General features: G+C 40.1%; 12 protein-coding genes and 1 pseudogene. 8 read left to right on the top strand and 5 right to left on the bottom strand.

Annotation, left to right across the window (positions count from 1 at the left end; translation table 11 throughout):
* Window positions 1-142: 142 nt before the first annotated feature.
* The 3 genes from K8S13_RS24305 to K8S13_RS24295 are packed head-to-tail and all read left to right on the top strand — an operon-like array spanning window position 143 to window position 8257.
* Entirely contained in the window at window positions 143-1018 is an 876-nt protein-coding gene (locus K8S13_RS24305; RefSeq protein WP_291466315.1) for a caspase family protein, read from the top strand.
* A gap of 43 nt (window positions 1019-1061) precedes the next feature.
* Entirely contained in the window at window positions 1062-7166 is a 6105-nt protein-coding gene (locus K8S13_RS24300; RefSeq protein ID WP_291466314.1) for a LamG-like jellyroll fold domain-containing protein, read from the top strand.
* Between the two features lie 44 nt (window positions 7167-7210).
* Window positions 7211-8257 (top strand): endonuclease/exonuclease/phosphatase family protein, encoded by a 1047-nt coding sequence (locus tag K8S13_RS24295; protein ID WP_291466313.1) that lies wholly within the window; start codon window positions 7211-7213, stop codon window positions 8255-8257.
* A gap of 70 nt (window positions 8258-8327) precedes the next feature.
* Here the strand turns inward: K8S13_RS24295 and K8S13_RS24290 are convergent, their stop codons facing one another.
* Complete coding sequence (locus K8S13_RS24290; RefSeq protein ID WP_291466312.1) at window positions 8328-10022, bottom strand: YgiQ family radical SAM protein; 1695 nt, start codon at window positions 10020-10022, stop codon at window positions 8328-8330.
* Between the two features lie 163 nt (window positions 10023-10185).
* On the opposite strand from K8S13_RS24290, the gene K8S13_RS24285 reads away from it, so the two are divergent.
* The 5 genes from K8S13_RS24285 to K8S13_RS24265 all read left to right on the top strand — a co-directional run bounded on the left by K8S13_RS24285 (window position 10186) and on the right by K8S13_RS24265 (window position 14910).
* A complete protein-coding gene (locus K8S13_RS24285; protein ID WP_291466311.1) occupies window positions 10186-10656 on the top strand; it encodes a hypothetical protein in 471 nt (156 codons plus the stop codon).
* Between the two features lie 17 nt (window positions 10657-10673).
* Complete coding sequence (locus K8S13_RS24280) at window positions 10674-12080, top strand: ATP-binding protein (protein ID WP_291466310.1); 1407 nt, start codon at window positions 10674-10676, stop codon at window positions 12078-12080.
* Between the two features lie 78 nt (window positions 12081-12158).
* Window positions 12159-13517: a DNA repair protein RadA gene (gene radA, locus K8S13_RS24275; protein ID WP_291466309.1), complete on the top strand. Its 1359-nt coding sequence runs from the start codon at window positions 12159-12161 to the stop codon at window positions 13515-13517.
* Window positions 13517-14152, top strand: a complete 636-nt coding sequence (locus tag K8S13_RS24270) for an RlmE family RNA methyltransferase (RefSeq protein WP_291466308.1) — start codon at window positions 13517-13519, stop codon at window positions 14150-14152. Before radA ends, K8S13_RS24270 begins: the two co-directional genes overlap by 1 nt.
* Window positions 14153-14166: 14 nt before the next feature.
* Window positions 14167-14910, top strand: coding sequence for a YebC/PmpR family DNA-binding transcriptional regulator (locus K8S13_RS24265; protein WP_291466307.1), 744 nt, complete (start codon window positions 14167-14169; stop codon window positions 14908-14910).
* 139 nt (window positions 14911-15049) lie between these two features.
* On the opposite strand, the gene K8S13_RS24260 is transcribed toward K8S13_RS24265, so the two are convergent.
* The 4 genes and pseudogenes from K8S13_RS24260 to K8S13_RS24245 all read right to left on the bottom strand — a co-directional run.
* Entirely contained in the window at window positions 15050-15739 is a 690-nt protein-coding gene (locus K8S13_RS24260) for a PEP-CTERM sorting domain-containing protein (protein WP_291466306.1), read from the bottom strand.
* An 87-nt stretch (window positions 15740-15826) separates the two neighbouring features.
* Window positions 15827-16543, bottom strand: coding sequence for a PEP-CTERM sorting domain-containing protein (locus tag K8S13_RS24255; protein WP_291466305.1), 717 nt, complete (start codon window positions 16541-16543; stop codon window positions 15827-15829).
* 363 nt (window positions 16544-16906) lie between these two features.
* Window positions 16907-17767 carry an HDOD domain-containing protein gene (locus K8S13_RS24250; protein ID WP_291466304.1) on the bottom strand — a complete coding sequence of 287 codons (861 nt, stop codon included), beginning with the start codon at window positions 17765-17767 and terminating at the stop codon, window positions 16907-16909.
* A gap of 3 nt (window positions 17768-17770) precedes the next feature.
* Window positions 17771-18060, bottom strand: a pseudogene (locus K8S13_RS24245) (secretion system protein E); the annotation flags it as partial.

The raw sequence follows: 18060 nt of genomic DNA, 5'->3' as shown, positions 1-18060 counted from the left end.
TCCCGTGTATTAAAGCTTTTGTATGTTCTCCCGGGTTGCCTTGATTTTTGCTGGTATAACATTTGCATCTTATTTGTAGAGTTTTAGAAATCATTGTGGAGCTGATACAATTTATAACAAGTGGAAATACCAGTTTTAATCAATGAATTATTTTAATAAATATTTACCTGCTGCATTGTTGATTGTCTGCCTGTTGATTATCAGACCTGCATTCTGTGCTACCTGGTTTGCTGGAATCGGCAATGACGGATATATAAATGATGTTAATGGTATGTTTTCAGCTTTAAGCAACAGTCCTGGAATGCAGGACATTGCGATCAACAGTATTATATTTGAAAACCAGCCTGGCTCAGGCATTGAAAACAGCATTTATAATTTAGGTTCCAGTGTTCACCAGGAAGATCTGATATTCTGGTATTATTCCGGCCATGGATCTTGCACAGATGATGTAAACCAGGATGAAACAGCTGCTGGTTCCACAGCCTTTAATGATTATGATGAAACTATTGGGCTTTTAAATCATTCTGATCAAATCACAGATGATAATCTTGCCCTTGCCTTTAATAGCCTTTCTTTAACCGGTGCAACAATCATTACTCTTTTTGATACATGCTATGCCGGTGGATTCATCGGTGGGAACAATGATCTGAATACAGTGCCCGGCCTGACCTTTTTTGGGTCAAGCATGGAATATGAAGAATCCTATTCCTACACTAACGAGCCATACAGTATTTTTACCCAGGGCTTGATTTTGGGGCTTGAGGATTTTAATGCTGACCTGAACAAAGATGGAACAATCATTGCTCAGGAGTGGTTCGATTTTTCATATAATTACACAACAGGCAGTGTATTAAACCAGCATCCAGTCTTTTCCGGCAATGGTGATATTATAATCAGCTCAATTCATTCTGTGCCGATACCAGGATCGGGATGGCTGTTTTTGGTTTCATGTTTGGTGTTGCTACAAGCAAAGAAAAAAATAAAAGTGAAAGATATTATAATTATATTTTCAAAGTGAATCGATTTTTTTATTTGAAGTTATATTGTAAAGGAGAGGGGAAATGAAACATTTCTTACGGATTTTATTGATATTATTTTTAGGATTATTCTTAAATGTGGCTATTGGAAATGAGGTTGTATATGCCGAAATAAATGATGACCTTGTTGCCTATTACCCTTTCAATGGAGATGCTGACGATAAAAGTGGGAATACGAATGACGGGGTCGTTCATGGTGCCATTTTAACGCATGATAGATTTGGAAGTTCAGAAAACGCTTATTTGTTTGATGGAGTTGATGATTTTATTGATATTGGTAATCTAAGAAGTATTGTACAAGAAGAACATGGGAGTTTTTCCATTTGGATCAATATTAATGCTTTTCGTCCAGGTGTGATAACTTTTTTATTTGAGAGTGATCTTTCTGCAAATGATAGGTTTTATCTCGGAATCATTAATCAAAGGCTTATTTGGGGTTATATGAATGTAAGCATATCCACTCCCGATAGCAGCATTCAAACACATGTATGGTACCATATATCTGGAACCTGGGTAAACGGGCAATTTCGTCTCTATTTGAATGGTAGCCTTGTTGAAAGTAAGCAGGCAACGGTGAAGGACTTTGTCAATAATAATTTCGGTTTAGGCAAGGCTTACAATACAGACAATCGATATTATGATGGTAAAATTGACAATTTTCGTATTTATAATCGAGTCATTTCAGAATCAGAAATACAGCAACTTTATTACGAAGGTGACGGGCCAACTGTATACTCAGCATCAATCAGTACGGACAAAATTCAAACCGAATTAAATGGAAGAATAAATGGGTCAGGCTCTATAGTAGGTAATAATGAACTCAACAATGTCACCTATGTCTGGAAATTTCTTACACCGGAAAGTTCAGAGGTCAGCAGCACAGTACAATCAGTAAATATTATCAGTGGATATGCACAGTTGCCAGAATTTATTTTAAGAACAGATATGGAAGGCTCCTGGCAGACATGGATTCAAGTTTTGACTCCAAATTCTGATGTTGAAAGTTCTAAAATAACTTATGAAGTTGTTTCCGGGGGAATAGACAATATTCCTCCCGGCCAGGTAAACTATCTTTCCGGTACTACGGGATTGTTGAATGGCTCTATAAAACTGAATTTTACAGCACCCGGTGATGACGGCCTCATTGGGACCAGTGACCATTATGAAGTCCGTTACAGCGCAAGCCCAATAACACAAAGCAACTGGGACTCAGCAAGCACTTATGTTCAGACCTGGATACCTTCTTTGAGTGGAACAACCCAGATGTTTTCGTTATCAGGGTTTACACCTGGTCAGGATTCCTGGTTTGCAATAAAAGCAGTTGATGAGGCAGGTAATGCATCAAATATTTCAGCATCAGTTCAGGTAACAGCAGGCTTAGGAGGAACACTTGCAGAGCAGGTAGTAGGTGGCATGACAGTCCATGCAGACAACATTATTGATAATGGCGGCAGTATATTTACGGCATCTGGCAATGTCATCATCAATGAACTGCTACATTACTCAGGAGACCTTGAGATTGATGTCGCCAATGCTACCGTATCAGGTAATGGAGAAATTTATTTGGCTGACATCCCGTTTTACGGTAAAATTGCCATCTACAACGGTGATTTTATCCTGGATGCAAATGAAATGATTGCTGATTACATTGATCAAAACGAACTAACCTTAAAAATTGGAGGGCTTGATGTTGGGATTGTCAGTTTAGAAATTAAAGACCAGGTTATTGATATAGCAGGGTATTTAAAAGTAGGTACTCTTGATCTGCTTATACATTTTACCATATCCCAGGCAGAAGGCATCAAACTAGAAGATGGTGATATTAAAATAGGTACTGCAGAGCTGACCATAGAAAATGTTGATATAGGTTCAGATCATATTGCCATTCAAAAAGCATTGTTCACAACAAGCATTACTGGCGAAGCTGTCATTGAAAACCTGATGATTAATGCCAGTGGTGTTTCATTTAATAATGGTGAGATTGGGTTCATGGGGTTTGACATAGAAGTAGATAATTTGGAAATTACTCAGGATTCATTCAGTATCTCAGGTTCTATGGAAATATATCAGAATGAGCTTTCCATTCAGGCTTTAGAAATCAGCAGTTCAGGTATATCGTTTGAAGAAGCAGATTTTAATATTGCAGGACTTGTTGCTACCATCAGTTCTTCCACTCCTGAAGACGGAAGCAGTGACATGATCTTAAGCGGCATGCTTCAACTGCCGGATAATATGGGCGGCACAACTGTTGCCGCAGACTTTATCCTTCACAGGGGAGGCGGTATTGATCTTAAAGGAAAAATTGAAGGGATCAGCCTGGCTCTCGAAGGAACCGGGTATGGCCTTGAAGATGCATGGCTTGAGTTTGACACCCAAAATCAGAGGTTTTATGGGGGTGCTCAATTTCAAGTCCCTCTCTTTCCGTTCATGCTTGAAGCTGAGGTAGGTGTGCAGTCAGGCTATCTGAATAAAGTCTATGTTGCTGCTGATGATATAGATAAATGCATCCTTTATGGCCCACCAGCTGCGCCAGTGCCAATAGTTTATCTACAAAGAATCGGTGCCGGTCTTGATGAACTCATGCCTGGACCACCGTCATTAATTTTGTCAGGTGATCTTGCACTTACTGCAGGTCCTCAATGGGATATTGACGGCACAACTTATTTTGCAGTTAAAGGAACTCTTGAAATTATTATTGACACCGGTGGTAAGCTTACAGGTACCGGTACCATATATGTCATCAGCGAAGATGGAAAACTTGCTTCCGCTACAGTCATTCTTGAAAAAGGTAAAGGGCTTGAGATTTATGGCAGCCTTAATGTCGTTGATATCTTAAAGGTCAGTGGAGAAATGAGGATTGATAACCGGAACAATTTCAACGGTGCTCTTGATGGTGGGCTTTATACTCCTGAAGACTGGTGGCTTATTGGAGGCAAGGAGTTTGGCAGCATCAAGGCTACAGCGGAAAATCAATATATTTCTACATCGGTAGGTTGGTGGTTTATTTCAGTAACAGTTACTTATGATGGCGATTCCTGGGGTGTGTCAAAAGGAGGTACAAAATACAGTCTTCCTGAATATGCAGCCATTGATGCAGAAAACGGAACCTGGCGTGTGGGAGGTAACCTTAAAGTTATTAGTGCCTACAGAGCCGGTGTTGACGGGATAGAAACCAAAGGGATAGAAATCCTTACCCTGAACCAGGATGTTCCATATGCCCTATTTCAGATCCAGTGGACAAATGAAGAAGACATAGACATCACCCTGACAGCACCTGATGGAACAGAATATGGCCCGGCAATATCCCAGGATGATGTTTTTTACAATAAAAATCTTGCCATTAATGAAGCGTTTTATGCAGTTGAAAACCCGGCCCAGGGAACATGGCAGGTGGATGTGCCGGATACTCCGGATATTGGTGAATATGTAGTCCAGATGATCATACCAAATGAGGTGCCACAAATTACAATCACAGCACCAGTTGGCCCGGTTTTTATAAATCCGGTAAGTATTGAATGGAATGCCCAGGATCTAGACAATGATGCAGGCGTCAGCCTTTATTACGACAACAATAACAGCGGGTTTAACGGCCACCTGATTGTATCAGGACTGAGTGAAGACACAGATATAGATTACAACTGGGATACATTGAATATCCCCAATGGAACCTATTATATTTATGCAAAAATAGATGATGGATATAATGCACCGGTTTATCAGTACAGTGACGGCACGATAAAAGTTGAACATACTCTGCCGCCTGCTGTGCCGGATAATATTGCGGTTGTCCCCTATGAAGACAGGATATATCTGTCCTGGGATCCAAGTCTTAATGCAGCAGGGTACAGGGTATATTATGGGTCTGCATATTCATCAGATAAAGAATACCACATTGAAAGTTCCGGTAATGCCACAGGTATTGAGCTTAAAGATCTCAATCCGGGATGGGTTTACAGACTGTTTGTCACTGCCTATAATGAGGAGGGTGTAGAAAGCGATGCCTCCCAAATTCAGCTGGTTACATTAAAGAGCATTATCGGCAACAATATATCACAGTTTACCTCACGCCCGGTTATCCATGCCATGTCAGGAGAATCATATGAATACCAGGTTCTGGCCACAGATTTTGATAATGATACATTAATTTTCAGCCTTACGGCTTATCCAACCGGCATGACCATTGATCCTGTCACAGGTTTGATCACATGGACACCTGATGACACAATACTTGGCAACCATACCATAAGTGTGAAGGTGGAAGATCCTTTTGGAGGGATGGATACACAGACCTATATCCTCAATGTTTGTGAACCCTGGAATGAAACTCCGCCGAGGATTACATCAACACCACCGGCACTGACGATAAGAGCCGGTGATATTTTTACCTACCAGGTTGAATGTACGGATGCAGACAATGATACATTCCAGATTCTTGTGAAAACAGGTCCTGTAGCAATGAATATTAATACCTCAGGGCTTATCACCTGGCAGACAACACCTTCAGATGTCGGAACCCATCTGATCACCATCCAGGCTCTTGATCAGGACAATATGAGCGACAGTCAGACTTTTCAGCTCATAGTTGTAAATGAACTGGATATTGACCATGATGGTATCCAGGATTCTTTAGACAATTGCCCGTATAACTATAACCCAAACCAGAAAGACCAGGATATTGATGATATCGGAGATATCTGTGATACCTGCCCGACTATTTCAAATGCTTCACAGACAGACACGGACAATGACGGCCTTGGCGATGCCTGTGAAACCGGCTGTACTGAATTTGATAACCCGGATACAGACAATGACGGCATCATTGACGGTCTTGAAGACCTGAACAGGAATATGATCGTGGACAGCCAGGAGACAAGCCCCTGTATTGCAGACTCAGATAGCGATGATCTCAATGACGGGGATGAACTTTTATCTGGAACCAACCCGCTTAATCGTGATACAGACGAAGACGGCATGAAAGACGGATGGGAACAAACAAACAACCTTGATCCCCTGTTTGATGATGCCTTTAGCGATAAAGATAACGACGGGTTCAGCAATCTGAGAGAATACCTGTCCCTTACTGATCCGGATAATATCAGTGATACACCTTCGCCGATAAGCATCTATGTTGATCAGTCTTCTTCCCTGATACCTGAACTTGGAACCCAGACGCAGCCAGTCACCTTGATCCAGTCAGGGATTGACCTTGCCGGTCCGGAAGACAGTGTCCAGGTAGCTCCCGGGCTCTATTATGAGAACATTTATATCGGTAAAGACATTGACGTAATCGGTTCAGGAGCTGCCTCCACCATCATAGACGGCAGTGACATGGATCTTCCTGCTGTCGAGTTTGAGGATGTTACATCAGGCAGTATCTTCGGATTTACCATCAAAAACGGTTACCAGTCCGGAATAAGAAGCGACAATGCAGATATTATCATATCCAATAATATAATATCCAATACCATTCCTTATTACAGTATTGAAGGAGACGGAATAACAGCACTGTCCGGATCTGATCTTACAGTCACCAACAACATCATATTTGATAACGGTATCACAGGAATTTACCTTGATGCTGCTTCCAGTGCAGATGTAATCAACAATACCATTACAGGTAACGGCTGGTATGGAATTGATACAGGAACCTCCAATCTTACCAGTAAAAATAACATTATTACCTATAACGGAGTGACCGGTATTAACAGTGCAGCATCATTGAATCCAAATGTGACCTATAACAACCTGTTTGGTAATGCAGGGCTTGATTTTAACGGAGTTACCCCTGGATCAGGCAACATATTTACTGATCCGTCATTCATTGACTTCCTTAATAATAATTTTAACCTGAGACCTGATTCTCCAAATATTGATGCGGCTGACAGCACCAATGCTCCTGGCACAGACTTCATGGGAAATGTCAGATTTGACGCAATAGTTATTAATACGGGTATTGGAACTTATGCGTACTATGATATAGGAGCTTTAGAGTTTACAGGTTCAATACCAGGTGATACCGATATGGATAATGATGTTGATGGTAAGGATATTGCTGCTTTTGCAGATCAGCTTGTTGCCGAAACAGCTCAGATAACAATTGAACAGTTTGCTGCTGAATTTGGAAAGTAAAAAATAATCTTGTTTATGAAATAGCTAACTGTCATATTAATGGTATGAAAAAACTATTCAAGATCATCTTCGGACTTATTTGTATTTTAGTGTTGGGATTTGTGGGGCTTGTCGGGTATGCCACCTTGTCGGACTACCGGCCTGATCCAATTAGTTTGGTGTTTGAAAAACAAGATGCTGAAGCGATTGCAGGACAAACAAATTTTCGGTTTTTGATCTGGAATATCGGTTATGGGGGCCTGAGCCGGGACATGGATTTTTTCTATGATGGCGGAAAACAAGTGAGGCCATCTAAAAAAATTGTGGAAAAAAATATTAAAACCATTGAAACTTTCATTGCTCAACAAAACGATATTGATTTCTTTTTATTGCAGGAAGTGGATCAAAAATCCAAGCGAAGCTATTCCATTGATGGATATTCAAAAATAGCAAAGATATTTCCCCAATTTCATACAAGCTTTGGGAAAAATTATGATGTGTTTTTTGTGCCGGTTCCTGCTTTTGATCCCCTTGGCCATGTTTTATCAGGCTTACAGACACTCTCACGGTTTGAACCGCTTTCGGTTGTCAGGCAATCTTTCCCGGGGAACTATGCATGGCCCCAGGGGCTGTTTATGCTGGACCGGTGTTTTCTGGTTTCAAGATACAGGCTTGAAACAGGAAAAGCGCTGCTGGTCATCAATACTCACAATTCAGCATATGATGATGGAACCTTGCGAAGCAATCAGATGGCATATCTTAAGAATTTTTTAATCCGCGAATATAAAAAGGGTAATTATGTGATTGTGGGAGGAGACTGGAACCAGTGTCCGCCGGGCTTTAACCCTGAATTTAAATTCAACCTCATGGATAATGAAAATCGTATGGATATTAAAAAAGATTATTTGCCGGAATGGAAATGGGTGTATGATCAAAAGATTCCCACCAACAGACGTCTTGTCGCCCCATATGATGAAAAAACAAGTCTGACCACGGTGATCGATTTTTTCCTGGTGTCACCAAATATCGAAGTTACGCAGGTCCAAGGCATTTATCTTAATTTTGAACATTCGGATCATCATCCTGTGAAACTGGAAGTAAGATTAAATTAAACATTTCTTGATTTTTTCCTCACACAAAGCCGCAAAGAAAATTATATCCTTTTAGGCTTTGTGCGATTCTTTATTTGAATGGCGTTCTTTTTTTAGTTACTATTGTTTTTTGCTTTTCCTTATTTTTTGGATTTTTTTCAACAAATACAGGGGTCATAGAGAACGGATCCAAGCCTGTGTAATACATCAGAGTTGAATAGGTGGAAGGAGATGGTGTAAAGATCTGTACCTGTTCAGGCGTTATCTTAAGTTTCTGGGTGGTAAATTTTTTTAAAGCATCCATATCTTTCATGCTGCAACCCGGGTGGGCAGCGATTAAATAGTAAGTCAAAACTTCTTTTTTCCCTGATTTTTTAGACAAGGTATCAAATTTGTTTTTAAATTTTAGCAGCAGATCAATATGCTGCTTGCCCATCAATCTTAAAACATGGGGTATCGCATGCTCCGGTGCAACTTTCATTTGCCCGGATACATTGTCTCTTACTATTTTTTCAAGGTAGGCTGTGCCATTTTTTTTATCATTTAATACAAGGTCATAACGAATGCCAGAGCTGATAAAGACTTTTTTAATGCCGGGAAGTCTTTCTATTTTTTGTATCAGCTTTATTTGTTTTGAATGATCCGGAGCAAGGCTTTTGCAGGGTTCAGGAAAGAGACACCGCTTGTCAAGGCAGGCCCCTTTTTTAAGTTTTTTTTTGCATTCAAATCCGTACATATTTGCAGTGGGACCCCCAAGATCCGTAATATATCCTTTAAAATCTTCAAGATGTGAAATGGTTTTTGCTTCACTTACAATGGAGTCTTCACTTCTGTATCGCACGGTTTGACCCTGGTGAACTGAAATAGCGCAAAAATTACACTCACCATAGCAGCCATAATGGATGGGAATGGAAAATCGTATGGTGTCCAGAGCTCTGACGGTTCCGGATTTTTTATAAAACGGGTGAAGGTCTCTTTCAAACCCAAGGGAATGGATATGATCAAGTTCTTCGGTGGTACTATAGGGTGAAGGCTTGTTTAGGACCAGATAGCGGTCATTGTGTCGTTGACAAAGTCTTTGGGCTGTTATGGGGTCATTGTTTTCATAAAATATGCGAAAGCTTTCAATATAGCGGTCTTTGCTTTTCTGAACGGCTTCAAAGGAGGGCAGTTCCTTGCCTTTTTTTTCTTTTGAAATAAAGGCAACACCGTTTAAAACGTCTGGATTTTTATTTTCCATGAGAGCTGTTGCAAATTTGATGATGGTATTGTGGGCCATGCCAAACAAGAGATAATTGGCTTTTGCATCAAAGAGGAGCGATCTTCGGATTTTATTTGACCAGAAATCATAGTGGGCTATTCGCCTTAAGCTTGCTTCAATTCCTCCCAGGACAATGGGCTTGGTTTTTTTGAAATATTTTCTAATAAGATTGGAATAAGCAATCACCGCCCTGTCCGGACGCCGGGTATTCATACCACCGGGTGTATAGTCATCCTTTTTTCTTCTTTTTTTCAAGGCCGTGTAATTTGCCACCATAGAATCTACACATCCCCCTGTAACGCCCCAGAAAAGAGCGGGTTCCCCCAATCTTGAAATATCTGCTTTAGTGTCCATATCGGGCTGGGCAATGATCCCCACGCGAAATCCATTATTGACAAGAACTTTTCCGATGATTGCAACACCTATAAACTGCGAGTCAATATAGGCGTCTCCTGTCACAAGAATTACATCAAGCCGACTCCAGTTAAGCCTTTTCACCTCTTTCATGGTTGTGGGAAGAAACATGTTTGATGACTATATCCTTAAAAGTTGTATTTACTATTTAAAAAAGTCATCATATTCCATAAACCCTTTAATTACAATCCTGGCGGCAGCGAATTTCCATATTCCGTTTCCATTTTAACAAGCTTGTGTTAGATTAGTAAAATAATGCAAATTAAGGGGCCCCATGAGAATTGATAAAACAATTGAATCCAAATTAGACCGGAAATCAAAACATAAAATTTTCATGCCCTCCAAAAGACGTAAGTTCAGTTTGAAAAATCTTTCTATCCAGCTGAGCCTGATCGCCATTGGTATCCCGACCCTGGTTTTGGCATTGTTCGGGATCTATCAAATTCAAACCCAGACCGTCAGTCTGGAAAAAAAACTAAAAGTCTTTCTTATAAATGAAGCAGTACAACTTTCAGCAAGCCTTTCTACAGCATTGTTTAATTTTGATGATGAGACATGCAAAGTGATTTGCAAGGCAGCTTTAAAAAAGCCTGAAATCATCAAGATCACCATCTGGGATCTTGGACAGGAATATCTTTCATTTCAAGATGAACTATACCAGCCTGCTGATCGGGAAAAAGGAACAAAAATTACTGAATTTCCCATATCCTTTCAAAGGGAAACGTCGCCACAACTTTTTTTTTGAATGAAAACATTGAAAAATTGAAATTCGACAGTATTCTTCAGGCCGTGATCCTGGATTTAATTCTAGGGCTGGTATTGATTTTTATTTTGAATTTAAGATTTGTCAGACCCTTACAGGAATTACAGCAAAGTTCGGAAAAAATAGCCGCAGGCCATCTGGATCAAAGCATTAATATTCACAGAAAAGATGAATTGGGGGCTCTTGCAGATAATTTGGTTATTATGCGTGATGCCGTAAAAGAAAAAGTTGAATCCCTGCAATTTGAAGTGAATCAACATCAAAAAACAAAAAATTATATCGATAATATTATAAATTCCATGCCAAGTGCTTTGTTCAGCCTTGACAGAGAATCTAACATAGTCCTGTGGAATTATAAGGCAGAAAAGCTTTATGGGATAAAATCATCACAGGCTGTCTCAAAGCCTTTGGACAAAGTGATTCCGAAAATGAAACCGTTTATGGACAATATCAGCAAAACTATTCAGACCGGAGATCCCTATTATTTTCCAAAACAGGTCACTGTGACATCACAAGGATTGGTCTATGAAGATATTACGGCCTATCCTTTGATTGCTGACAATATCGAAGGTGCCGTCATCCGTGTGGATGATATCACTGAACATGTCCGTATGGAAGAAATGGTGGTTCAGTCTGAAAAGATGCTTTCCATTGGGGGCCTGGCAGCAGGAATGGCCCATGAAATCAATAACCCGCTGGCAGGAATGATGCAGAATGCACAAGTTGTCTTGAGCAGAATCCAGGGTGAAATTCCTGCCAGTGTAGAGGCGGCTGAGGCGGTTGGAATCACCATGGATCAGATCAGGGCTTTTATGGAAACCCGGGGGATTGTCAGGCAGCTGGAACTGATTCATGAAGCGGGTGTCCGGGCATCTCAAATCGTTCAAAATATGTTAAGTTTTTCCAGGAAAGATTTTTCCGGAAAAGTCCGGCAGGATATTTCGATTCTTCTGGATCAGACCATAGAACTTGCCCAAAGTGATTATGATCTAAAAAAACGGTATGATTTCAAAAAGATCAAGATTATCAGAGAATATCATCCGGATACACCCCAGGTGTTGTGTGAGGTGAGTAAAATCCAGCAGGTTTTTTTCAATATTCTAAAAAACTCTGCCGAAGCCATGCAGGAGTTTCAATCATTAAAGGACCCTGTGTTTTTTTTAAGAGTTAAACAAAAAAAGGATCTTGTTTGTATAGAAATAGAAGATAATGGACCTGGAATGACAGAAGATACCCGCAAAAGAATTTTTGAACCTTTTTTTACAACCAAGCCTGTGGGAAAGGGTACCGGTCTTGGTTTGTCTGTTTCTTATTTTATTATCACCGACAATCATAACGGTGAAATAAATATCGTATCCGAGCCGGGAAAAGGTGCAAAATTTATTATCCATTTGCCAATCGTGTAATCTTTTCTTATATTGACGGACTGATTGTGAAAGATTTTATCGGCATTGATCAAAAAAAATAAACAGGATTGATACAGATTGAAAAAAAAAGATAAATTTACATTCAGGTGCCAATCCTGTGGGGGCCAGACCCCGAAGTGGATGGGAAGATGTCCGGAGTGCGGTGCCTGGGACACTTTGCTGGAAGAACGTATCCTTTCAGGAGTTTTAAAAAAGAAAAAATCTTCTTTTTTGCCCCAACCCGTCCCAATTGATTCTGTGGCAGTGGAAAAATCCGACAGGATCAAAACCGGTATAGCGGAATTTGATCGTGTGCTGGGCGGAGGACTTGTTGATGGCTCACTGATCCTGATCGGTGGAGATCCCGGAATTGGAAAATCCACTTTAATGCTGCAGGTATTGTCAAAATTATCCGGCTCCGGGAAAAAATGCCTCTATGTGTCCGGCGAAGAATCTGTCCGTCAGCTTTCCATGAGAGGGAAACGATTAAATTCAAAGGGTGATTCCCTGTTTGTTGTATCTGAAACAGACCTGGATTCCATACTGGCCATGGTGGAAGGCGTAAAATATGATGCCTTGGTCATTGATTCCATCCAGACCGTATTTCACCCTGATGTCTCTTCAACTCCGGGCAGCGTAACACAGATCAGGGAAGCGGCCATGCAGTTTATGAGGCTTGCAAAGTCTTCGGGTATCCCTATTTTCCTTGTCGGCCATGTGACCAAGGTCGGTGCCATCGCAGGTCCGAGAATTATGGAGCACATGGTGGATACCGTCCTTTATTTTGAAGGGGATAAAAGCCATGTATTCAGAATTTTAAGGGCGGTTAAAAACAGGTTTGGTCCCACAAATGAGATCGGTGTGTTTGAGATGAACGAAAAAGGGCTGACCCAGGTTCCCAATCCATCTGCGGTTTTTTTATCTGAACGATCAGCCATTGCACCGGGTTCTGTCGTGACCTCATGTATGGAAGGTTCTCGACCCATCCTTGTTGAAATCCAGGGCCTTGTATCAAGTTCCAGCCTTGGGACACCCCGGCGAACTGTTTTAGGGCTTGATACTCACAGGGTCGCACTAATTGTTGCTGTGATGGAAAAAAGACTTGGGATGAATCTTTCCGGTCTTGATATTTTTATGAATGTCACAGGGGGTGTAAAAATTGTGGAGCCGGCAGTTGATCTTGCCATAGCAGCAGCATTGGCATCCAGTTTTTTGGATAAACCAATTGATAAAAATACAACATTGATTGGAGAGATAGGACTTACAGGTGAGATAAGGGCAGTGGGTCATGTTCAGGCAAGAATTAAGGAAGCCGCAAAGATGGGATTTACAAAATGCCTTGTTCCCGGCAGTACGATCAAGCAGCTATCCAAGATAAAAGGAATGACCATTGAAAGTATCAGCTTTCTAAAAAGTGCCATGGAGGTATTATTTTAATGGCAGCCAAAAAAAAGACACCCAATAAAAAATCAGGCAATAAAAAACCAGGCAAAAATCAATGGGCAGATCATTTAACTCAGAGAGCAAAAGCCGAGAATTATCCGGCTCGATCCATATATAAACTTGAAGAAATCCAAAACAAATTCAAAATCATGAAAAAAAATGACCAAGTGCTTGATCTTGGGTGTGCACCGGGTTCATGGTTGTTATATGCCGCCAAACAGGTGGGAAGCCAGGGCAGAGTATTTGGTATTGATTTAAAACCGATTGATATTCATTTGCCGGATAATGTGGTTGCAATTAAAGATAATATACTAGGTCTGGATAATGGATCTTTTTTAGATGAACATAGGGGATTTAATGTAATACTCAGTTACATGGCCCCTGGAACAACCGGAAGAAAGGATGTGGATGCATTAAGATCTTTTGAACTTTGCAATATGGCTTTAAAGGTTGCAGATGATTTTTTGGCTCAAAACGGTAATTTTGTCTGCAAGATATTTCAGGGTAATGACTTTAATGTCTTTCAAAAAAATGTTAAATCAAAATTTAAAGAATGCAAAACTTTTAAACCGGACAGTTGCAGAAAACAGAGTAAAGAAATATATATCATTGCAAAAGGGAAGAAGTAAGGAGGAGTCACAAAATGTCAGGACATAGCAAGTGGTCGACAATAAAGCATAAAAAAGGCGCTACCGACGCTAAAAGGGGTAAGCTTTTTACTAAATTAATAAAGGAAATTACCGTTGCTGCCCGGATGGGCGGGGGTGATCCTGAAGCTAATCCAAGATTAAGGCGTGCATTAAGTTCAGCCAGATCCCAGAATATGCCCAAGGACACGTTTGAAAGAGCCATTAAAAAGGGAACCGGTGAGCTTGAGGGTGTCAATTATGAGGAAATCTTATATGAAGGATATGGCCCTGGCGGTGTCGCTGTTCTGGTGGAATGCTTAACTGACAATAGAAACAGAACCATTGCAGAGGTGCGCCATGCTTTTGGTAAAGCCGGCGGGAATGTCGGAACAGATGGGTGTGTTGCCTGGATGTTTGATAAAAAGGGCCTGATTTCTGTCAGCAAAGAGGAGTCAGATGAAGAGACACTGATGGAATTAGCCTTAGATGCCGGGGCGGAAGATATTAAAGAAGAGACGGACTCATTTGATATTATTACTGAACCTTCCGATTTTGATGTAGTAAAAGAAGCCATTGATGCGGCAGGGATCAAGTACGAACTGGCGGAAATAACCATGATTCCTCAGAATTTGACAAAGGTTGAAGGAAAAGAGGCAGAGCAGATGATCAGGTTCATGGAGGTTTTAGATGACAGTGATGATGTCCAGAAATTTTATTGCAATGCTGACATTCCGGATGAGGTGTTTGATTCTTTGTAATCAAAGGGATAAATATAAATAATTACCTTCACAAGGCTTGAGACATTGTCAATCATATCATTTGTTTGGTCTGTGAAATATAAAAAGGCAGAACCAAAAAGGATGGCTCTGCCTTTGAATGATACTATAGTGAAACTAATTATTTAATAATTTTTTTTCTGCTTACACCTGCAAGTCCTAGAAGTCCAAGTCCAAAAAGAACCATTGTTGCAGGTTCCGGTACCGGGGCACCGGGGTGCTCTGATTTCGATCCATAATTGAGCCACACACTGTCATCGATGAATTCAGCAGCACCACCATAGGAATAAAGAAGAGGCTCATTATTGAGTCGCCCCGCATCCATGGTAACAGACAGAAATTCCCATTCTCCAATTGTTGTAGAAATGTCTCTTCCAAATCCATCTTGGTTACTTCCATTCCACAATCCGGCTCCTACCTGTCCACTGATCACGTATACCCATCCGCTGAAGGTAAGTTCTCTATCTGTATCCCATCCATACTCATGGTAGGAGTTTAGCGTAAATCCGCCGGACCAGCTCGGGGCGTCAATATATAATGCTGAGTCGCCATCAATTACATTGTCTGTTATAAGTTCAGTAGTTACATAAGAACCAGCCACGTTGCTCCATTGTCTCCAGTTGTCTGCTGCTGACTGGATGCTATGGCCAGTTACAGATACATTATATCCATGGGGGCCTGTTTCGAAACTTCCATTATCCAGAAGATTTCCGGTTTGATCAATCGTAAGTGCATTGGCAGTCAATGAGATGGATAATAATAAAAATACTGCCAGGGTACTGGTCATTAAAAACTTTGTGGTTTTTTTCATTTACTTTTCTTCCTTTCTTTGTTGTTAATTATTATTGAATCTTAACATTGAATGACATTATTGTATTGTGACACTAATTATTTAATACTATTTTTTTCTGCTGACACCCGCAAGTCCAAGAAGACCAAGCCCAAAAAGCAGCATGGTTGCGGGTTCGGGGACAGGAGCGATTGTCAAGGTAATATTATCCGCATAATGACCATCAAATTCAACTGCATTAGCACCGTCATTAAAAATATTTTCATGGGCCGCAATATGCACTGCGAGCCAGGTTGTTTCTTTTGGCAACAGATAACTGACCGTTAATTTTTCCCAGGTATCAAGAACTGTATCGCTTGTCAAAAAGGCGCGTTCACTGCCAATCCAGGAACCGGGAATAGAGGTGCCGTCCATCGCATAAATCGATAAATCAAAACCTGTATCTGTCTGTGCATCATAATCAATCCGATTAAAAAATCCTGATGCTGTTACAAGGGCATTGCCTGACCCTATAAGTCCTAAATAGGCATTCATATCTATCAGTTGATAAATATCGGATGCAGTCCATGTGCTTGATGGAGCACTGCCTGCAAATTCAAATTTGAGCATCTGGCTTCCCTCTTGTGCCGTGATACCCTGATTCGGTGAAGATGAAAAATATGCTGCATCTCCTCCCCAGGTTCCGGCAGATGAAGGCCATCCCAATGGCAATTGGCCGCTTCCATTCTCAAAACCGCCATTGGTGATTAGTGAGGTTGCATTGGCGCTTATTGTAAAACTTAATAATAACACGCATAATAAAAAAATTTTAAACTTTAAATTCATAAAACGATCTCCTTTTTAATGGTTAAATATAGGAAAATATAAAGCAACATTTATGCCAGAAAATAATTGAAAATTATGGTTTTTAAACTATCCTGATACATAGGGGAATAAACCTTTGAAAATGCAATGGAAAACAGAATGTCAGCCAGGTAAGATGGTGATAAAATAAAAATTAGTGTTGCTCTGTAGATTGGAAGAATATAAGCTATAATGTTTTTATTGGAAAAAAATGTAATATAACTATGTACTTTATTTCACAATTTGTGAAATAAAGTACATAGTTATTGTCCAATGGGATTGATTCTGTACCATTTGTAATTTGAAAGAGGATATTGCAAGCAATAAACGCAACCTTATGGAGGTTTAAGATTTAAATAATGTTTTAAACTTTTTTTGTGAAGATTCGATTTCGATTTCAATCTCAGCTATACCAATTTCAGAAACTCCCAAAAGTTTGGCTTCAATAGAACTGATCACAGCAGCAGTATCCTCTGGTTTATTACCCATTTCCATTTTACGGCAAATTTTATCAATTAATCTGACCAGGATGAGAAGAAGATCAGTGTGATCAAATTCTTCAGCATGGTGGTCTCTGGCAATTGTATAGAATTCTTTTGGCAGGTTCCAGTGTTTAAGTAACTTATAACCTTGGTCTGTATGAAATGTTTCGATAAGCTCTTGTAAAAGAAAATCAGAAGGATAATCCTTTATTTTGTTTCCAGCTTTTATTTTTTCAAGTGCTGTGAGAAGGCAAAGCGAGCCCATATCATGAAGCAGCCCTGAAATAAACGCTTTTGAGATAACTTTCTCCATATCAAGATCAAGATATTTTGCTGCCCAGACACACCCCACAGCGCAGGATAGAGAATGAAACCACAATTGTGTCTTATGGGCTTTTATAAATGGGTCCTTTGTCTGAAAATTGGATTGGTGAATTGTCCATGCAGCAATATTATTTATTTCGTTAATCCCAAGTCTGAGTATGGCTTCCTTGACAGTATCAACTTCTTCAAGTCCTTTGTAGACAACAGAATTTGCAATTTTTAAAATATGGCTGGTTAATGCAGGATCAGCCTTTATCATGTTTTCAATTTTTTTAAAATCAGGCGAACTTTGTGTTATTTCCCGTTGGAGCATTAAAGAATTTTGGCTTAAAGGCGGAAGCGAATCTTCTTTTTTAACCTGAGATAAAAGAATATCAATGATGGCTTCATTTTTTTCCATGAATTAATTCCCCTGTAATCTTTTTATTTCCTGAATAGAGCGCGGCTTAATCAGTTTTGGAACGCATCTGAAAATTTCTTCTATTGTTGTTATTCCTGATGAAGCTTTATGGATGGCATCCTCAAGAAGCGTCAACAGTCCTGAAGTTTCTATACTTATTTTTCTGATTTCATAGCTTGATTTCTTATTGAGTATGGCATCCCTTACAAATTCATTCAGGATCAGCATTTCAAATACGGCTATTCTTCCCTTATACCCTGTATATCTGCAACGGGAACATCCTTTGCCTTTGG

This window comes from Desulfobacula sp. (genome assembly GCF_021107415.1).
Note: the sequence above shows the minus strand (reverse complement) of the source record. Positions and strands in the feature narration are given on the sequence as shown.

Bases quoted from the DNA above. Each gene is read 5' to 3' on its own strand.
- K8S13_RS24305 (WP_291466315.1), top strand. From the start codon at position 143: ATGAATTATTTTAATAAATATTTACCTGCTGCATTGTTGATTGTCTGC.
- K8S13_RS24300 (WP_291466314.1), top strand. From the start codon at position 1,062: ATGAAACATTTCTTACGGATTTTATTGATATTATTTTTAGGATTATTC.
- K8S13_RS24295 (WP_291466313.1), top strand. From the start codon at position 7,211: ATGAAAAAACTATTCAAGATCATCTTCGGACTTATTTGTATTTTAGTG.
- K8S13_RS24290 (WP_291466312.1), bottom strand. From the start codon at position 10,022: ATGTTTCTTCCCACAACCATGAAAGAGGTGAAAAGGCTTAACTGGAGT.
- K8S13_RS24285 (WP_291466311.1), top strand. From the start codon at position 10,186: ATGAGAATTGATAAAACAATTGAATCCAAATTAGACCGGAAATCAAAA.
- K8S13_RS24270 (WP_291466308.1), top strand. From the start codon at position 13,517: ATGGCAGCCAAAAAAAAGACACCCAATAAAAAATCAGGCAATAAAAAA.
- K8S13_RS24265 (WP_291466307.1), top strand. From the start codon at position 14,167: ATGTCAGGACATAGCAAGTGGTCGACAATAAAGCATAAAAAAGGCGCT.
- K8S13_RS24260 (WP_291466306.1), bottom strand. From the start codon at position 15,739: ATGAAAAAAACCACAAAGTTTTTAATGACCAGTACCCTGGCAGTATTT.
- K8S13_RS24255 (WP_291466305.1), bottom strand. From the start codon at position 16,543: ATGAATTTAAAGTTTAAAATTTTTTTATTATGCGTGTTATTATTAAGT.
- K8S13_RS24250 (WP_291466304.1), bottom strand. From the start codon at position 17,767: ATGGAAAAAAATGAAGCCATCATTGATATTCTTTTATCTCAGGTTAAA.